Raw genomic sequence first — 17,970 nt, 5'->3', positions numbered from 1 at the left:
GCCGGACGCGGTGAGCTGGAGGGGACGGTTCGCGTGAGCGAGATACCAGCGAAGGCCACGGAGTCCGAGGACCCGTCGGGCGGCGCGAGGGCCGATGCGGCGGGCGATGACGCGCGCCCGGTTCCCGACGACACGGCGGACGCCACCACGGAGGACGCGTCGGACGCCGCCGCCGAGGGGGACGCGGCCACGGAGCGCGCGGCCGACGCCGCCGACGGCACGGACCACGCGGCGGGGGCCGCGGTCGCCGGTCCGGACGGCGACCGGAGCGACGGGACGGGCGAGACCGGCGAAGCGCCGGGGGACGCCATGTGGCAGAGCAGTCCGCCCGGTTCGATCTACGACTACATCAAGGCCGCCTCCTTCTCCATCGGCGCGGACGGGCTCGTCGACCAGTGGAGCCTGCGGGCCGAGCAGATCTTCGGCATCCCGGCGGAACGGGCCGTCGGCATGGACCCCATCGAGGCGTTCGTCAGCGAGGACCGGCGCGAGTTCGGTCAGCGGAAGATGGCGGAGATCCTGGACGGCCGCGAGTGGACCGGGCTCGTGCCGTTCCGCACACCCGCCGCCGAGGACGCCGACGAGGGCTCCGAGGACCCCGGGGGCAGGGAGGGCCTCGCCGAGGTCTACGTGATGCCGACGACCACCGAGCACGGCGAGCGAGCCGCCGTATGCATCGTGGTGGACGTCCGTACCCTGCGGACGATCGAGACGGACCTGGCCGCCTCGCAGGCGATTTTCGGTCAATCTCCTTTCGGGTTCCTGCTGATCGACACGGACCTCCAGGTCCGGCGCGCCAACCAGCGATTCGCCTCGATCTTCGGCGGCAGCGTCGACGACCACCGCGGCAAGGGTGTCCACGACTACCTTCCGCGCGCCGAGGCCGAGCGGGTGACGGCGGTCCTGCGCCGGGTCCTTGAGACCGGCGAGTCCATCACGGACATGCACGTCACCGGTCAGGTCCCCGGCTCCGACGAGCGCCGTCACTGGTCCATCAACCTCTACCGCGTGCACAGCGGCAGCGGCCGCCCCATCGGTATCGCGTGGCTCGGAACCGACATCACCTCCCGCCGCGCCGCAGCCCGCGAAGCGGCCGCAGCCCGGCGCAACCTCGCCCTGCTGAACGAGGCGGGCGCCCGCATAGGCAACTCCCTCGACCTGGAGACCACCGCGCGCGAGCTCCTGGACGTCGTGGTCCCGGGCTTCTGCGACCTCGCGACGGTCGACCTCTACCAGGGGCTGCTCGCCGGCGACGAGACTCCGCCCGGACTCGCGGACGGCAGCGCCGAACTCCGCCGGGTGGCCTTCGCCAGCGCCGTCTCCGACGCGCCCTTCGCCGGCGGTCCGGCGCCCGTGGCCGTCGGCGCGGTCCACCACTTTCCGTTCAACTCGCCCTGCGCGGACGCCCTGCGCACCGCCCGGCCGCAGCAGATACCCGCCGACGACGGCGGCCTCATCCAGTCGACGCTCGCGGTCCCGATGGTCGCCCACGACACGGTCGTGGGACTCGCCCAGTTCTCCCGCACGAAGGGCAGCGAGCCGTTCGGGGAGCGCGACCGCGCGCTGGCCGTGGAGCTGGCCGCCCGCGCGGCCGTCTGCATAGACAACGCGCGTCTGTACCGCCGCGAGCACGAACGCGCCCTCATCCTCCAGCGGTCCCTGCTGCCCCCGGGCGACCCCGAGGCCTCCGGCCTCGACATCGCGTGCCGCTATCTGCCGGGGAACGCGGCGACGGAGGTCGGCGGCGACTGGTTCGACGTCATCGAACTCCCCGGTCACCGCACGGCGCTCGTGGTGGGCGACGTGATGGGACGCGGGCTGCGCGCCGCCGTGGCGATGGGTGAACTGCGCACCGCGGTACGCACCTTGGCGCTGCTCGACCTCGAACCCGCCGAGGTGCTCTCGGCGCTGGACGAGATCGCGCGCGGCCTCGGCACGCCCGGAGGGGTCCAGCAGGCCACCCGGACGGCCCGTCAGCCCCGCGACGCCGACCTCTCCGAGGTGTACCTGGCGACCTGCGTGTACGCCGTCTACGACTCCGTGACCCGCCGGTGCACCTTCGCCAACGCGGGCCACCTGCCGCCCGTACTGGTCGAGCCCGGCGAGAGCGCGCTGATGCTGGACGTGCCGCCCGGGATGCCGCTCGGGGTGGGCGGCGAGCCCTTCGAGGAGGTGGAGGTCGAACTCCCCGAAGGCGCCCTGCTGGCGCTCTACACGGATGGACTGGTCGAATCGCGCGACCACCCCCTCGACGAGGGACTGCAGGCGTTCGTCGGCGCCCTCACCGACCCCTCCCGGCCGCTGGAGGACGTCTGCGACCACGTCCTCAACACCCTCGACACCCACCACGGCGAGGACGACATCGCCCTGCTGATGGCGCGTGTCCAGGGGCTGCCCGCCGATTCCGTCGGCGACTGGACCCTGCCGCGTGAGCCGCGCAGCGTGGGACGGGCCCGCGAGTACACCCGCACCCAGCTCGTCGCCTGGGACCTGGAACCGCTCGTCGACACGACGGAACTGCTCGTCAGCGAACTGGTGACGAACGCCCTGCGCTACGGCGAGGGCGAGATCAGGCTGCGGCTGCTTCTCGACCGCACCCTCGTCTGCGAGGTCTGGGACGCCGGACTCGTCCAGCCGCGCCGCCGCCGGGCCCGCGACACCGACGAGGGCGGGCGGGGCCTCCAGCTCGTCGGCCTCCTCTCCGCGGGCTGGGGCTCCCGGCGCACCCCGCGCGGCAAGACCGTGTGGTTCGAACTCCCCCTCCCGGACGGCGAGACCAGCCTCACGGACCCGGCGGAAGCGCTGCTGAGCCTGTTCTGAGGGCCGGCCGGGGGTGCCGACCCGCGGGGTCAGGTGAAGAACGCTCCCCGGCGGCCCCGGGTGCGAGGGCCGCCGTAGCTCATCGGGCCGCCCTCGCCGTCGCTCAGCAGGATCCCGCCGAGCACCGCGCCGCCCGCTCCGGCGCCCCCGCGGCCGCCGGAGGGATTGCCGTACGCCCGTACGTCCCGTTCGGCGAGCCGGCGCGCCTCACGGGCCAGGTCGTCGGCCTTCAGTGCCTCGGAGAGCGGGACGGTCCCCGGCCCGAGCAGCCGGCGCGCCTCCGCCAGCCGGGTCCGCGCCTCACTGCCCACCACCCCGCCGTGGGTGCCGATGAAGCACGCGGCCCCGGCGAGCGCGCTGCGCGCGGGCAGCAGCGCCTGCCCGTGTCCCTCGGGGACGTCACCGCCGACCGCCCCGGCCAGGCCCGCCGCGGCCTCCGTCACCCGGCGCAGCGCGTCCAGCGGATCGTGGGGGCCGGCGGCGGTCTCGTGACGCACCGCGGAGAGCACCACCTCCAGGTGCCCGAGCCGCCCGACGAGTCCGGCACGGGCCTCCGCCGGGAGCGCCCGGGCCGTGTTCCACGAGTCCTCCGCCGCCGTCAGGGCCGCGGGCAGTCCGGCCGCCGCCGAGTCCAGTTCCGCCGCCAGCCGCTCCACGCCGTTCGCCAGGTCGAGGGCCTGCCCCAACGCTCCTTCCGCCGCGCGTAGATGGGCCGCGGCCTTCGCGCCGTCGCCCCGGTCCGCGTACTGCCGTGCCTGGTTGAGATGAGAGGTGGTGAACAGAAGCCGGTCCTTGGCCTGTTCGGCGTCACCGGCGACCGCGAGCGAGGCGGCGGGGGCGTACCGCTCGTGAAGCTCCGCGAGGGTCGTCTCGGCGCCGCGGATACGCGCCGCGACCTCCCGGAAGCGGGCCTCGGCGGATTCCAGGGCGGCCACCGCGTTGCGCTCCAGGGCCCGGATCTGGTCGAACCCCGGTGCCGCCGCGTCCAGCCGCTCCCCGGCGTCCCGGCAGTGGGCGACGATCTCCTCCAGGGCCTCCCTGCGGTCGCTGTCGTCCTGGGCCGGGTCCACGCCGGTGCCCTCCGTCTCGTCGAGGCGCTGGCGCAGCCGGAAGGCCGCGGCGAGAGCGGCCTCCGCGTGCCTCAGGTCGTAGACGTACGGCTCGATCGCGTCGCCCGCCGACCGGTCCGCGGCGAGCGCGAGCTCCTCGGCCCCGACGCGGACGCAGTCGTCGATCTCGACGAGCAACCGCCGCGCCTGGTCGTCGAGTTCGTGCAGAGGGGTGAGCTCTGTGTCGCCGCCGGGTGTCGTCCGGGTCGTCGCCCGCCGTCTGCGGCGCCCGTATCCGTACGCCGCCAGCGCGCCCGCGGCGCCGGCCGCGACCAGGGGCGGCACGAGATCACCGGTCTTCGTCCCGTCCTGCGCGGTCGTGACCGGCCGGGCGGCGACGTCCGTGTCCCGCGTCCGGACCACCGGGGTGTCGGCTCCCGCCCGCGCCAGCGGCAGCACCAGCCAGCCCATCGCGACCAGCCCCCCGAGCACGGCATGCGCCACCCGCACGGCTATGTGCGACGGGACCCGGCGCGACCGGCTGCGGCTCAGGGGCGACGTCACATTTGGGAGCGTATGGCCGTTCGAGCGGCTCCGCGACCGGTATACGAGGAGTTGGGGGCAGTTGGGGTACGCGAGGTGTCGGGGTGTACGGGAGGGGCGCGGGGGCCGTTCCCGCGGGCGCCCTCGGGCCCGGGGCGGCTTGCCGCGCCTTCGCCGCGGGAAGCCCCACCATGTGATGACGGCCCGGGTCCCGCGTGCGATGATCGCGGCGCGTGCCCCTGTTCGGCACGCGGGGGAGTGGGGGTTCGATGCACTGGTACTTCGTCGGGTTCGCCGCACTGATCGTCGTCGCGCAGGCCGGAATCGGGATCGCGGCCCTGACGCGGTACTGGATCCCGCCGTGGGTGCGGCGCAGGGTCGTGCGCCCGAAGCTGTGGGGCTGGGGCGCGCTGGCGGGGGCCGTCGGATGGTCCCTGTTCATCTTCCTCGGGCCGTTCCAGGGACCCGACGCCGAGTTCACGCCGTACGCCCTGGGCGGGATGGGCCTGTTCATCGCGAGCCAGGTGGTCCAGATGATGGGGCAGTACCCGGGGCGGCGCCCCGTGGCCCCGCCGGACCCCGAAGGGCAGTGACGGCGCCGCGCGCGGACCGGGGACGGCGAGCCGTCCCCGCCCCGCCCGAGCCCGGGTCTACGTACTCCGCCGGCCGATCTTCGATCCCAGCCACACGAGCGGGTCGTACTTGCGGTCGACCGCCCGCTCCTTCAAGGGGATCAGCGCGTTGTCCGTGATCTTGATGCCCTCGGGGCAGACCTCCGTGCAGCACTTGGTGATGTTGCAGTAGCCGAGACCGTGCTCGTCCTGGGCCGTGGCCTTGCGGTCCAGCCCGGACTCCGCCGCCGCGTCCAGCGGATGCATGTCCAGCTCCGCCACCCGCATCAGGAAGCGCGGACCGGCGAACGCGGGCTTGTTCTCCTCGTGGTCACGCACCACATGACAGGTGTCCTGGCACAGGAAGCACTCGATGCACTTGCGGAACTCCTGCGACCGGTCCACGTCCTCCTGCATCATCCGGTACTCGCCCGGCCCGACCCCGGCGGGCGGGACGAAGGCCGGGACCTGACGCGCCTTGTCGTAGTTGAAGCCGACGTCGGTCACCAGGTCCCGGACGACCGGGAAGGCGCGCAGCGGGGTGACGGTGATCGTCTCCTCTTGGGTGAACACCGACATCCGCGTCATGCACATCAGCCGGGGCCTGCCGTTGATCTCCGCCGAGCACGAACCGCACTTGCCCGCCTTGCAGTTCCAGCGCACGGCGAGGTCGGGGGCCTGGGTCGCCTGGAGCCGGTGGATGATGTCGAGGACGACCTCGCCCTCGTTGACCTCGACCCCGAAGTCCTCCAGACCACCGCCCTTTACGTCTCCGCGCCACACCTTGAAGCGGGCCTCGTAGCTGCTCACTCGTACAGCTCCTCTTCGGCGAGGTACTTGACCAGCTCCTCCTTCTCGAAGAGGGCGAGCAGGTCGGGGCGGATGGGCTGGGTGGTCTCGTTCACCAGGTCGATCTGTCCGGCCACCGGGTCGGTGGCGGCCAGCCCGCCGGTCGGGTCGGTGAGCCGGCACAGCAGGTTGATCCGGCGCCAGGAACGTTCCATCGTCGGGTGGTCCTCGCGGGTGTGGCCGCCCCGCGACTCGGCGCGCTCCAGCGCCGCCCGGGCGACGCACTCGCTGACCAGGAGCATGTTCCTGAGGTCCAGGGAGAGGTGCCAGCCCGGGTTGAACTGACGGTGGCCCTCCACCCCGGCGCGGCGTGCCCGTACCCGCAGCTCGGCGAGCTTCTCCAGGGCCTGCTCCATCTCGGCCTCGCGGCGGATGATGCCGACCAGGTCGTTCATGGCCTGCTGGAGTTCCTGGTGCAGGGTGTACGGGTTCTCGGGCGGCCGCGAGGCGACGGCGGGCGTGCCGCCGGGGGAGGCGGCGGGGACGGACTCGGGGCCCTCGGCGGAGAAGGGCCGCAGCGCCTCCGCGGCGGCCTCGTCGACCTGGGCGTCGTCCACCGGCGGTCGCGTGTCCTCCCCGGTGAGCCCGGCCGCGTACTCCGCCGCGTGCCAGCCGGCCCTGCGCCCGAACACCAGCAGGTCGGAGAGCGAGTTGCCGCCGAGCCGGTTGGAGCCGTGCATGCCGCCCGCGACCTCGCCGGCCGCGAACAGTCCGGGCACCCCGCGCGCCGCCGCCGTGTCCGAGTCGACCGCGATGCCGCCCATCACGTAGTGGCAGGTGGGCCCGACCTCCATGGCCTCCGCCGTGATGTCCACGTCGGCCAGCTCCTTGAACTGGTGGTACATCGAGGGGAGCCGGCGCCGGATCACCTCGGCGGGCATCCGGGTGGACACGTCGAGGAAGACACCGCCGTGCGGTGATCCGCGACCGGCCTTGACCTCGGAGTTGATGGCCCGCGCCACCTCGTCGCGCGGCAGCAGCTCCGGAGGACGCCGGTTGTGGTCCGGGTCCTCGTACCAGCGGTCGCCCTCCTCCTCCGACTGCGCGTACTTCTCCTTGAAGACGTCGGGGATGTAGTCGAACATGAACCGCTTGCCCTCGGAGTTGCGCAGCACCCCGCCGTCACCACGCACCGACTCGGTGACGAGGATGCCCTTGACCGACGGCGGCCAGACCATGCCGGTCGGATGGAACTGCACGAACTCCATGTTCAGCAGCGGTGCCCCGGCGAGCAGCGCCAGCGCGTGCCCGTCGCCCGTGTACTCCCACGAGTTGGACGTCACCTTGAAGGACTTGCCGATGCCACCGGTGGCGATCACCACGGAGGGGGCCTCCAGGACGAAGAAGCGCCCCGACTCCCGCTCGTAGCAGAAGGTCCCCGAGACCCGCTGTCCGTCCTTCAATATCCGTGTGACGGTGCACTCCTGATAGATCTTCAGGCGAGACTCGTAGTCACCGGTCTCCCGCATGTCCTCCTGCTGGAGCGACACGATCTTCTGCTGGAGCGTGCGGATCAGTTCGAGGCCGGTGCGGTCGCCCACGTGGGCGAGGCGCGGGTACTCGTGGCCGCCGAAGTTGCGCTGCGATATCCGGCCGTCCTTCGTCCGGTCGAACAGGGCGCCCCAGGTCTCCAGCTCCCAGACCCGGTCCGGTGCCTCGCGGGCGTGCAGCTCGGCCATCCGCCACTGGTTGAGGAACTTGCCGCCGCGCATGGTGTCGCGGAAGTGGACCTGCCAGTTGTCGCCCGAGTTCACGTTGCCCATGGCGGCCGCGATGCCGCCCTCGGCCATCACCGTGTGGGCCTTGCCGAACAGCGACTTGCAGATCACCGCCGTACGGGCGCCGCGCTCGCGTGCCTCGATCGCGGCACGCAGTCCGGCGCCGCCGGCACCGACCACGACGACGTCCCACTCCTGTCGGTCGACCACGGACATCAGAGGGCTCCACCCAATCTAGAAGAAGCGCGGATCGTCGAAGGCGCCGGACGCGACCAGGTACACGTAGAAGTCGGCGAGCGCGACGCTCACCAACGACGCCCAGGCCAGCAGCATGTGACGGGCGTTCAGCTTCCCGACCCACTGCCACATCCGGTACCGCACGGGATGCTTGGAGAAGTGCTTGAGCTTTCCGCCGACGATGTGCCGGCAGGAGTGGCAGGAGAGGGTGTACGCCCAGATCAGCGTGATGTTGACCAGGAACACCAGCGTGCCGAGGCCCATGTGGCCCCAGGCGTAGTGCTCGTCGCGGAAGGAGAGCACGGTGTCGTACGTGAGGATGCCGGCGACGACGAGGGCCGCGTAGAAGAAGTACCGGTGGATGTTCTGCAGGATCAGCGGGAAGCGGGTCTCGCCGGTGTACTTCTTGTGCGGCTCGGCCACCGCGCAGGCCGGCGGGCTCGCCCAGAAGCCCCGGTAGTAGGCCTTGCGGTAGTAGTAGCAGGTCAGCCGGAAGCCGAGCGGGAAGACCAGGATGATGATCGCGGGGGAGATGCCCCACCAGCTCCCGAACAGGTCCGCGTTCGGGCCGGAGCGCATCGTCCCGCACCGCTCGGCCAGACAGGGCGAGTAGAACGGCGAGACGTAGGGCGCCGCGTAGTAGTGCGTGTCCGAGAAGGCCCGCCACGTCGAGTACACGACGAAGGCCAGCAACCCGGCCGCGGTGGCGGCGGGCGCCAGCCACCAGCGGTCGGTCCGCAGATGCGGGGCGGCGATCGCGGCGCGCGTACCCGTTCGTACACCGCCGCTGTTCAGATGAGGTTCCGTACCAGTGGCCAACTTCGCACTCCGGTCGGGTTCGGGGGTGCGCCGGTGTCGCGGGCGCTAGTGGGAGGGACCGTGGTGCGCGCCGAGACCCTCGTCGTCGGAATCGGTCCACAAGGAGCTGTCGTACGGGGTGTCGGAGACGGTCACCAGGTCGGGCAGCCTGTCGGAGGCGGACACCGCCGGCCCGGGCCCGGTGGGGCGCCTGGGGGAGGGTCCGGCGGCCTCGCGCAGCAGCGCGAGGCTCTCGCGCAGGTGGTCGGCGTCGGCGCGCACGCGGCGCATCTCCAGACCGGTGCCCATCTGCTGTTCCAGGCGCCGTACCGACCGCTGCAGATCGTCGAGGCAGCGCTGGACTGACGTCAGGTCGTCGTGCACGGACATGACTTGCCCTCACTTCCGTGGGCCCCGCGGCCTTCAGGCGGCAACGTTCATGCGCCTGCGAGTGTTGCGCGTCACAAGGTCCCGTGTGAAGGCGTGTGCACGGATTGAAGACCGCCGCGCTCCAGAACGACTGGCGCGCGCCGCCCGTTCCGCTCGCGCGCCGGTCGAATTCCGCGCGCGCCCGGGAGCGGTCCGGAGGGCCGCCCGGCAGGCCGGACGGCACGGGGAACAGCGCGCCGGCGCCGTGTTCCCCGTGCACGCCGCCGGGCTCCGCGCTCGCGCGCCCGCCTCCGGCGCCATTCCGGATGCGGACCGGCGCCGCGGGCCCGGCGGGACTTCGGACGGGGCCCGGCGCGGCCGGATTGCGCCGCACGAGTGGGGTTCCCCGGCCCCGTCGCCGTGTCGCCGCCTTCCCCTCGCCGCTCTGCTCTTCAGTTGGCACGTAGATCGGATCAACTCACTAATACCGCCGAACGGGACCAGAAACGGACCAGCTCCCGCGGCGGAGCGTCCCCCGGAGGTTGCAGTGATGTCCCACGAAGGCGTCGGACTGCGCGCGGTGATGCGCTCGGCCGCATTTCTCACCGCGGGCGCGCTCGCGGTACCCGCCCTCGCCGCGTGCAGTGCGGACGACGAGGCGGACAGACCCGTGGCCGTGCAGGACATCGCGCCCGCGTCCCGTGACCAGATCGCCGACGGCGGCACGCTGCGCTGGGCCGTGGACGCCGTGCCGGAGACGCTGAACGCGTTCCAGTCGGACGCCGACGCCGCGACCACCCGTGTCGCCGGCGCCGTCCTGCCGTCGATGTACCGGCTCGACGCGAACGGCCGGCCGCAGATCGACTCCGACTACCTGGAGTCCGCGAAGGTCGTGGGCACCTCGCCCAAGCAGGTCGTGCTGTACAAGCTCAACCAGCAGGCCGTGTGGAGCGACGGTCGCGAGATCGGCGCCGCGGACTTCGCCGCCCAGTGGCGCGCCCTGTCCGGCAAGGACTCCGCGTACTGGACGGCGCGGAACGCCGGCTACGACCGGATCGAGAAGATCGAGCGGGGCAAGAACAACCTGGAGGTCCGCGTCACCTTCAGCCGGCCCTACGCCGACTGGAAGGCGCTGTTCTCGCCGCTGTACCCGAAGGACGTCATGGGGACCGCGGACTCCTTCAACGACGGCGCGCGGCGCAAGCTCAAGGTCACCGCGGGGCCCTTCGCGGTGAAGACGGTCGACCGCAAGTCCGGCCAGGTCCGCCTCACGCGCAGCGCCCGCTGGTGGGGCCGTCCCAGCAAGCTCGACGAGATCGACCTGGTGGCCGTCGCCCGGGACAAGCGGGCCGAGGCCCTCGCCGACGACAGGCTCGACCTGGCCGAGATCGACCCCGCCGAGGCCGAGCGCGTCACCCTCGCCGCCCGGCACAAGGACGGCGCCCCGTTGCAGGGGGCCTCCGCGACGAGCGAGAAGAGCGAGAAGAGCGGCAAGAGCGCCAAGGCCACCTCCGGCACGAAGGACGAGAAGAGCGAGTCCGAGGAGGAGGACGGGAAGAACGCGGCGGACGACAAGAGCGACAAGAGCGACAAGGACGAGAGCGCCGAGCACGAGAAGACCGGGAAGAGCGCCGAGCACGAGAAGAGCGAGAAGGCCGACAAGAGCGAGAAGGCCGCCCAGAAGGGCAACAAGGACGAGGACAGCGACAAGAGCGAGAGGGCGGCCGAGAAGAGCGCCCGGCAGAAGAAGACCGATGACGGCGAACAGGACGACGAGAGCGAGAAGGGCGATGCGGGAACCAAGGGCAGCGGGGCCGGCGCGACGAAGGCCTCCGAGGGGTCGGGACTGAGCGGCTTCGTGGTCCGCAAGTCCCTCGAACCCGCCTACACGCAGCTCGCCCTCAACGGCTCCGAGGGCCCCCTCGCCGACGAGCGCGTCCGCCGCGCGGTGGCGCGTGCCCTGAACCGCAAGGAACTCGCCCAGGCCGTCCTGCGGCCGCTCGGTCTGCCCGCCGAACCGGTCGGCAGCCACCTCGCCCTCGCCGGCCAGGCCGCGTACGCCGACAGCAGCGGCGCCCTCGGCAACCAGGACGCCGCCGAGGCGCGGGCGCTCCTCGCGGACGCCGGATGGGTGCCGGGCGGTCCGATCACGGAGCAGAAGAAGACGGAGAAGGCGGCCGGGTCCAAGGGCAAGAAGGGCGACGGCTCCGAGGACGGCAGGCCGGGCGGGGGCGGGACGTACGTCCTCGGCGACGACGACAAGCCCTCCGGCGTGGGCCGGGGCCCCGCCCAGGACCCCAAGGACCACGCGAGGAAGCAGGAGCAGCAGACCGGCGTGCGGCAGGGCGCCCACACCGACGAGCAGGCCGCCCGGCACCTGGACGGCCGCCAGTACGCCGGCCAGGGCGGGCTTCCGGGGGCGTACGCGCCCCAGGGGACGGCCGCTCCGGGGAAGGGGACGGCGGCTCCGGCGGGCGCGGCGTCCAACGTCCTCGCCAAGGACGGCAAGCCCCTGGCGCTGCGCTTCGTGGTGCCCTCGGGCGCGGGCTCGGAGTCCCTGCGGCTCGTGGCCGACCGGATCGCGCGGATGCTCCAGCGCGTCGGTGTCCGCACCGACATCACGAAGGTCTCCGACGAGAGCTACTTCAAGGACCACATCGCCTCCGGCGACTACGACCTCGCGCTCTACTCGTGGCCCGCCTCCGCCTTCCCAGCCACCGACGCCCGTCCGATCTACGCCAAGCCCGTGCCGGCGGCCGACGGCTCGCTGAGCGTCGAGCAGAACTACACCCGCGTCGGCACCGACCAGGTCGATCAGCTCTTCGACCAGGCACTCTCCACCCTGGACGAGGACGAGGAACGCTCCCTGGTCCGCAAGGCGGACGCCCGCATCTGGGCCGCCGCCGGTTCCATCCCCCTCTACCAGCGCCCCCAGCTCGCCGCCGCCCGCGTCGGGCTGGCGAACACCGGGGCCTTCGGATTCCAGACCCCGGTGTACGAGGACATGGGCTTCCTGAAGAAGGGCGCGAAGCCCTCGGCGAGCCCGTCGAAGAGCCGGTGACCTGCGGGTGAACGATCCGGGCCCGTCCTGTGGCGGGCCCGGTCCCCCCTGCCCCCGGTGGCCCTGCGGAGGCCGCTTCTGTCAAGGCCACGTACCATGGGGTAAGGCCGTGGCGTGTTCAGCCCGGCAGTGGCCCCGCGGATGCGGAGGCCGTCCACTCACTCCGGGAGAAGCGCCTCACTATGGCCACGCGCCACGACATCCGCAACGTCGCCATCGTCGCCCACGTCGACCACGGCAAGACCACTCTGGTCGACGCCATGCTCAAGCAGGCCGGTGCCTTCGCCGCGCACGCCGCAGAGTCGCTGGACGACCGCATGATGGACTCGAACGACCTGGAACGTGAGAAGGGCATCACGATCCTGGCGAAGAACACGGCGGTCAAGTACCACCCGAAGGATGGCGGCGACGCCATCACGATCAACATCATCGACACCCCCGGCCACGCCGACTTCGGTGGTGAGGTCGAGCGCGGTCTGTCGATGGTGGACGCGGTCGTCCTGCTGGTCGACGCCTCCGAGGGCCCGCTGCCCCAGACCCGCTTCGTGCTGCGCAAGGCGCTGCAGGCCCGCCTGCCCGTCATCCTGTGCATCAACAAGACGGACCGCCCGGACTCGCGCATCGACGAGGTCGTGAACGAGGCGTACGACCTCTTCCTCGACCTGGACGCCGACGAGGACCAGATCGAGTTCCCGATCGTCTACGCCTGCGCGCGTGACGGCGTCGCCTCGCTGACCAAGCCCCAGGACGGCACCGTCCCGGCCGACAGCGACAACCTGGAGCCGTTCTTCACGACGATCCTGGAGTCCGTCCCGGCCCCGTCCTACGACGAGTCCGCGCCGCTCCAGGCCCACGTGACCAACCTGGACGCCGACAACTTCCTCGGCCGTATCGCGCTGCTGCGCGTCGAGCAGGGCGAGCTGCGCAAGGGCCAGACCGTCACGTGGATCAAGCGCGACGGCACGATGTCCAACGTGCGCATCACCGAGCTGCTGATGACCGAGGCGCTCACCCGCAAGCCCGCCGAGGTGGCCGGCCCCGGGGACATCTGCGCCGTCGCCGGTATCCCGGACATCATGATCGGTGAGACCCTCGCCGACCCCGAGAACCCGATCGCGCTGCCGCTCATCACGGTCGACGAGCCGGCGATCTCCATGACCATCGGCACGAACACCTCGCCGCTGGTCGGCCGCGGCGGCACGGGCAAGGGCGCGGACGCCAAGTCCGCGGTCAAGGACCGCAAGGTCACCGCCCGCCAGGTCAAGGACCGCCTCGACCGCGAGCTGGTCGGTAACGTCTCGCTGCGCGTGCTCGACACCGAGCGCCCGGACGCCTGGGAGGTCCAGGGCCGCGGTGAGCTCGCGCTCGCCATCCTGGTCGAGCAGATGCGCCGCGAGGGCTTCGAGCTGACCATCGGCAAGCCCCAGGTGGTCACCCAGGTCATCGACGGCAAGGTCCACGAGCCCGTCGAGCGCATGACGATCGACGTGCCCGAGGAGCACATGGGCGCGGTCACGCAGCTCATGGGTGTCCGCAAGGGCCGGATGGACAACATGTCGAACCACGGTTCCGGCTGGGTCCGCCTGGAGTTCGTCGTCCCGTCCCGCGGCCTCATCGGCTTCCGTACCGAGTTCCTGACGGGTACGCGCGGTACGGGCATCGCCCACTCCATCCACGAGGGCCACGAGCCGTGGTTCGGCACCCTGACGACCCGTAACAACGGTTCGCTGGTCGCCGACCGCGCGGGTGCCGTCACCGCGTTCGCGATGACGAACCTGCAGGAGCGCGGTGTGCTGTTCACCGACCCCGGCACCGAGGTGTACGAGGGCATGATCGTCGGCGAGAACTCGCGCTCCGACGACATGGACGTGAACATCACCAAGGAGAAGAAGCTCACGAACATGCGGTCGGCCTCGGCCGACACGTTCGAGGCGATCGTCCCGCCGCGCAAGCTCTCCCTGGAGCAGTCGCTCGAGTTCTGCCGCGACGACGAGTGCGTCGAGGTGACCCCGGAGGCCGTTCGCATCCGCAAGGTCGTCCTCGACCAGAAGGAGCGCGGCCGCACCGCGAGCCGCGCCAAGCACGGCTGATCCACCGGTCCCGCCGGCCTGATCCGTCAGGCCCGGTCGGCTGATCCACCGGCAACCTGAGCCCGGGTGCCCCCGCATGGGGGCACCCGGGCTTTTTTGCCACCCGTTTTCCGCCCTCCCGTGTCCGAAATGCGGTGCGTCCAGACCGATAGGCATGTAACACGTCCGTTTCGGGGGCTTCTCCCGCAGATCATTTTGTCCAGATTTTGGAAGATGTACGCGGCAGCTGTGATGGAACCGAGACCTAAAGGCTGTGGTCGGTTATCTGGCTCATGTCACATAGTTAGCCGCGTAACGCTCGGGTCAATGGGTCATGCGCTGTGGGGACAGCGCCGACTCACGAGCACAGTGGGGTACTTGATCCTCCGTCAGGGGTGTCGGAGGTCGACCAGTACCCCTCCTGTCCGTGCACCGGTTGAGTCATGAGGAGGTACCCATGTGCGGTGTCATCAACGCCCTGTGGGTCACATCGTCCCCCGCGGTCCGCGACGACGGCGCGGAGTTCCGAGCCCTGATCCGCGCCACCGCGTACTGACGCGGGGGCCGGCGCCTGTGTCCGGCCCGACGGACCGTGACGTGGTTTCAACTACGCGCGTCCCGCTGGGACTTCCGGGCGACATCGGGCGATCGACGTCTCTTCTGAACCGAACGGTGGCCGGGCACGCCAGGTGACGGCCGCCGACTCGGCACGGCCTGTTCCGCTCCGGCGGACCGCCGTGGCCGGGTACGGCACACCCACACTTGCGGAATGGGCGAATTGTGACGAGTCCTATCGAGACTGAGGACGGCGCGGAACCGGTCGTCGTGCACGGCGGGCAGGCGGCGACCACGAAACCCGAGGGCGAGCAGCTCGTCGGCCGGTCTCCCGGCCAGTTGATGTGGACCCGGTTCAAACGGGACCGCTCGGGGGTCATCTCCGCCTACGTCGTGGGGTTCTTCTTCCTGATCGGGCTGCTCGCCCCGCTGATCGCCAAGCTGTACGGCAAGAACCCGTACACGGTGTACGCGGACGAGCGCCCGGAGCTCTTCGACAGCGCCGGCGTGCCGCTCCAGCCCAACGGCGGTATCAGCAGCGAGTTCTGGTTCGGCCTGGAGCCGGGCAACGGCTACGACGTCTTCACCAAGCTGATCTTCGGCATCCGGACCTCGCTGATGATCTCCGTGGCGGTGACGGTCACCGTCGTGATCACCGGCATCCTGCTGGGCGTCACCGCGGGCTACGTCGGCGGCAGGGCCGACTACGCCATCAGCCGCGTCATCGACTTCCTGCTGGCCTTCCCCTCGCAGCTCTTCTTCATCGCGAGCATGCCGGTCGTGGTCTCGCTCTTCGTGAGTCCGCGCGACGAGACACCGACCTACGTGCGCGTGGTCGCGCTGATCGTCGTCCAGTGGTTCCTCGGCTGGATGAGCCTCGGCCGCATCCTACGGGGAACCTCACTGTCCCTGCGCGAACGGGAGTTCATCGAAGCGGCGAAGGTGAGCGGGGCGTCCCCGTGGCGGATCATCCGCAAGGAGGTCCTGCCCAACGTGGTGACACCGCTCCTCGTGCAGACCACCTACCTGCTCCCGAACTTCGTGACGATCGAGGCCGGTCTGTCGTTCCTCGGCGTCGGAATCGTCGAACCGACGCCCGACTGGGGACAGATGTTCTCCAAGGCCTCGACGGAACTCGTGCTCCAGAACGACATCACCTACATGTTCTTCCCGGGCGTCTCGATGATCATCTTCGTCGTCGCGTTCAACCTGCTCGGGGATTCGGTCAGGGACGCCTTCGATCCCAAGACGGCTCGCTGACCAAAGAGTTGTGGGCGCCTTCGCCCCGATCTCGAACGGCACCTCCACAGCACCTCAATGTCAGATCACTGGTTCGAAGACCGCAGACCGCAACTCAACGGCACCACAGGTGCACTTGTTCGCACCGGTGACAACAGATGGGTAGGAATCTGAGTGATGAGTAGGGGCGGACGCCACGCATACGCCGCAATCTCAGTGCTCGCGGCGGGAGCTCTCGTGCTCACCGGTTGCAGCAAGGGCGGCAGCGACAAGGGGAACGACAGCAACAAGGACAAGGAGAACGCGCAGCGGCAGCAGCAGTCGATCAAGTTCGGCAACGCGGCCGACTCCACCGGTCCCGCGGCCGAGGTACCGGGCGCGAAGAGCGGCGGCACGATGGAGGTCCTCCAGCGTGACAGCTACGCGCACCTGGACCCGGGCCAGATCTACGTCTCCGACGAGGGCTCCCTCGCCACGCTGCTCCACCGTGGTCTGACCGGGTACAAGGCCACGAGCGACGACGGCTCCAAGCACGAGATCGTCGGCGACCTCGCCACCGACTCCGGCACCACGACGGACGGCGGCAAGACCTGGAAGTACACGCTCAAGGACGGCATCAAGTTCGAGAACGGTACGGCGATCACGTCCAAGGACGTCCGCCACACCTTCGAGCGCATGTTCGCCTCGTTCATCAACCAGGGCCCGCCCTACGTCCAGCAGTGGCTGGCCGACACCCCGGGCGCGGACTACCGCAAGCTGCTGAAGGACGGCCCCTACAAGGGCAAGCACCTGCCGGACAGCATCCTGCAGACGCCGGACGACAAGACGATCGTCTTCAAGTTCAAGACGTCGCACCCCGACCTTCCGTACGCCCTCGCCATGGCGGGCTACGCGATCGTCTCCGAGAAGGGCGACACCAAGACGAAGTACGACCGGGCGCCCGTGACGACCGGTCCGTACAAGATCCAGTCGTTCAAGTCCGGCAAGTCGATGGTCCTGGTGAAGAACACCAACTGGGACCCGAAGACGGACCCGATCCGTCACCAGTACGTGGACAAGTTCAACATCACGTTCAACCAGCAGTACGAGACGTCCACCAAGACGCTGCTGGCCGACACCGGAGCCGACCAGGCCGGCATCAGCTTCAACAACCAGGTCGACGCGGGCAACCTCTCCAAGGTCCTCGCCGACCCGAAGATGAAGTCCCGTACGGTCTCGGGCTTCCAGCCCTACGTCGGTCAGATGAACATCAACCTGAGCCACCCGGCGCTCAAGGACAAGAAGATCCGCGAGGCCATCGCCTACGCCCTGCCGATCACGCCGTTCGTGCGCGCCTACGGCGGCACCGACGCGATGCAGGTCGCCGGCGGCCTCATCAGCCCGACGGTCAGCGGCTACGACGCCGCCTTCGACCCGCACGGCAAGATCAAGAAGCCGGCCGGTGACCCGGTCAAGGCCAAGGCCCTGCTGAAGGAGGCCGGCAAGGTCGGCATGAAGCTGACCTTCGGCTACATCAACACCCCCGAGGGCCAGCAGTACTCCACCGCCATGGCCGAGGGTCTGAAGAAGGCCGGGTTCGACGTCCAGCGCCAGGAGATCCCGGCCGAGACCTACTACGACCAGGTCAGCAAGCTGGACAACAACTACGACATCTTCCACACCGCGTGGGGTGCCGACTGGCCGTCCGCCTCGACCGTGATCCCGCCGCTGTACGACGGCCGCGCGATCGCCGACGGCGCGCAGAACTACTCGCAGGTCAACGACCCCAAGGTGAACGCGGACATCGACCGCATCAACAAGATCACCGACCCGGTCAAGGCCGCTGCCGAGTGGGAGAAGGTCGACCAGTACCTGGTCAAGGACGTCGTCAACGTCGTCCCGACCGGCTACTACAAGCAGACCCAGATCGCCGGTTCCAAGGTCGGCGGCCTGGTCTACGACGACGTGATCGGTGGCGTCGACCCGCGTCGCCTGTTCGTCAAGTAACCGTCGCTCTGACGGGGCCCGGCGCGCTCACCGCTCAGCGAGGCGGACGCGCCGGGCCCCGTCGGG

Annotated in this window: 11 protein-coding genes; 6 read left to right on the top strand and 5 right to left on the bottom strand. The window is 70.6% G+C overall.

All coding sequences use genetic code 11. The features are described 5' to 3' along the window. The first annotated feature begins 33 nt into the window (after positions 1–33). Positions 34–2,820: a SpoIIE family protein phosphatase gene (locus ACFRIC_RS21070; protein WP_382787813.1), complete on the top strand. Its 2,787-nt coding sequence runs from the start codon at positions 34–36 to the stop codon at positions 2,818–2,820. Positions 2,821–2,849: 29 nt separating this feature from the next. On the opposite strand, the gene ACFRIC_RS21065 is transcribed toward ACFRIC_RS21070, so the two are convergent. Next, positions 2,850–4,433 carry a hypothetical protein gene (locus ACFRIC_RS21065; protein ID WP_382787811.1) on the bottom strand — a complete coding sequence of 528 codons (1,584 nt, stop codon included), beginning with the start codon at positions 4,431–4,433 and terminating at the stop codon, positions 2,850–2,852. A gap of 248 nt (positions 4,434–4,681) precedes the next feature. Here ACFRIC_RS21065 and ACFRIC_RS21060 point away from each other — a divergent pair, with 248 nt between their 5' ends. Beyond that, positions 4,682–5,005 carry a hypothetical protein gene (locus tag ACFRIC_RS21060; RefSeq protein WP_382787809.1) on the top strand — a complete coding sequence of 108 codons (324 nt, stop codon included), beginning with the start codon at positions 4,682–4,684 and terminating at the stop codon, positions 5,003–5,005. 57 nt (positions 5,006–5,062) lie between these two features. On the opposite strand, the gene ACFRIC_RS21055 is transcribed toward ACFRIC_RS21060, so the two are convergent. From ACFRIC_RS21055 to ACFRIC_RS21040, 4 genes are read right to left on the bottom strand one after another with little or no spacing between them, the layout of a single operon-like run. Continuing rightward, on the bottom strand, positions 5,063–5,833 hold the full coding sequence (locus ACFRIC_RS21055; protein WP_382787807.1) for a succinate dehydrogenase/fumarate reductase iron-sulfur subunit: 771 nt from the start codon (positions 5,831–5,833) through the stop codon (positions 5,063–5,065). Next, positions 5,830–7,806, bottom strand: coding sequence for a fumarate reductase/succinate dehydrogenase flavoprotein subunit (locus ACFRIC_RS21050; protein WP_382787805.1), 1,977 nt, complete (start codon positions 7,804–7,806; stop codon positions 5,830–5,832). The genes ACFRIC_RS21055 and ACFRIC_RS21050 overlap by 4 nt, the downstream gene beginning before the upstream one ends. An 18-nt stretch (positions 7,807–7,824) precedes the next feature. Then, positions 7,825–8,646 carry a hypothetical protein gene (locus ACFRIC_RS21045; RefSeq protein ID WP_382787803.1) on the bottom strand — a complete coding sequence of 274 codons (822 nt, stop codon included), beginning with the start codon at positions 8,644–8,646 and terminating at the stop codon, positions 7,825–7,827. Between the two features lie 45 nt (positions 8,647–8,691). Then, on the bottom strand, positions 8,692–9,015 hold the full coding sequence (locus tag ACFRIC_RS21040; protein ID WP_355760583.1) for a hypothetical protein: 324 nt from the start codon (positions 9,013–9,015) through the stop codon (positions 8,692–8,694). Between the two features lie 529 nt (positions 9,016–9,544). On the opposite strand from ACFRIC_RS21040, the gene ACFRIC_RS21035 reads away from it, so the two are divergent. From ACFRIC_RS21035 to ACFRIC_RS21020, 4 genes are all read left to right on the top strand, one after another. Continuing rightward, positions 9,545–12,055 (top strand): ABC transporter substrate-binding protein, encoded by a 2,511-nt coding sequence (locus ACFRIC_RS21035; protein ID WP_382787801.1) that lies wholly within the window; start codon positions 9,545–9,547, stop codon positions 12,053–12,055. Positions 12,056–12,237: 182 nt separating this feature from the next. Next, complete coding sequence (gene typA / locus ACFRIC_RS21030) at positions 12,238–14,145, top strand: translational GTPase TypA (protein WP_382787799.1); 1,908 nt, start codon at positions 12,238–12,240, stop codon at positions 14,143–14,145. A gap of 759 nt (positions 14,146–14,904) precedes the next feature. Then, entirely contained in the window at positions 14,905–15,939 is a 1,035-nt protein-coding gene (locus ACFRIC_RS21025) for an ABC transporter permease (RefSeq protein ID WP_382787797.1), read from the top strand. Between the two features lie 156 nt (positions 15,940–16,095). Then, on the top strand, positions 16,096–17,904 hold the full coding sequence (locus ACFRIC_RS21020; protein WP_382787794.1) for an ABC transporter substrate-binding protein: 1,809 nt from the start codon (positions 16,096–16,098) through the stop codon (positions 17,902–17,904). Positions 17,905–17,970 lie beyond the last annotated feature (66 nt).

This window comes from Streptomyces sp. NPDC056738, from assembly GCF_042790435.1.
In the GTDB taxonomy this organism is placed as follows: domain Bacteria; phylum Actinomycetota; class Actinomycetes; order Streptomycetales; family Streptomycetaceae; genus Streptomyces.
This window is presented reverse-complemented; position numbering and strand designations above follow the sequence as displayed.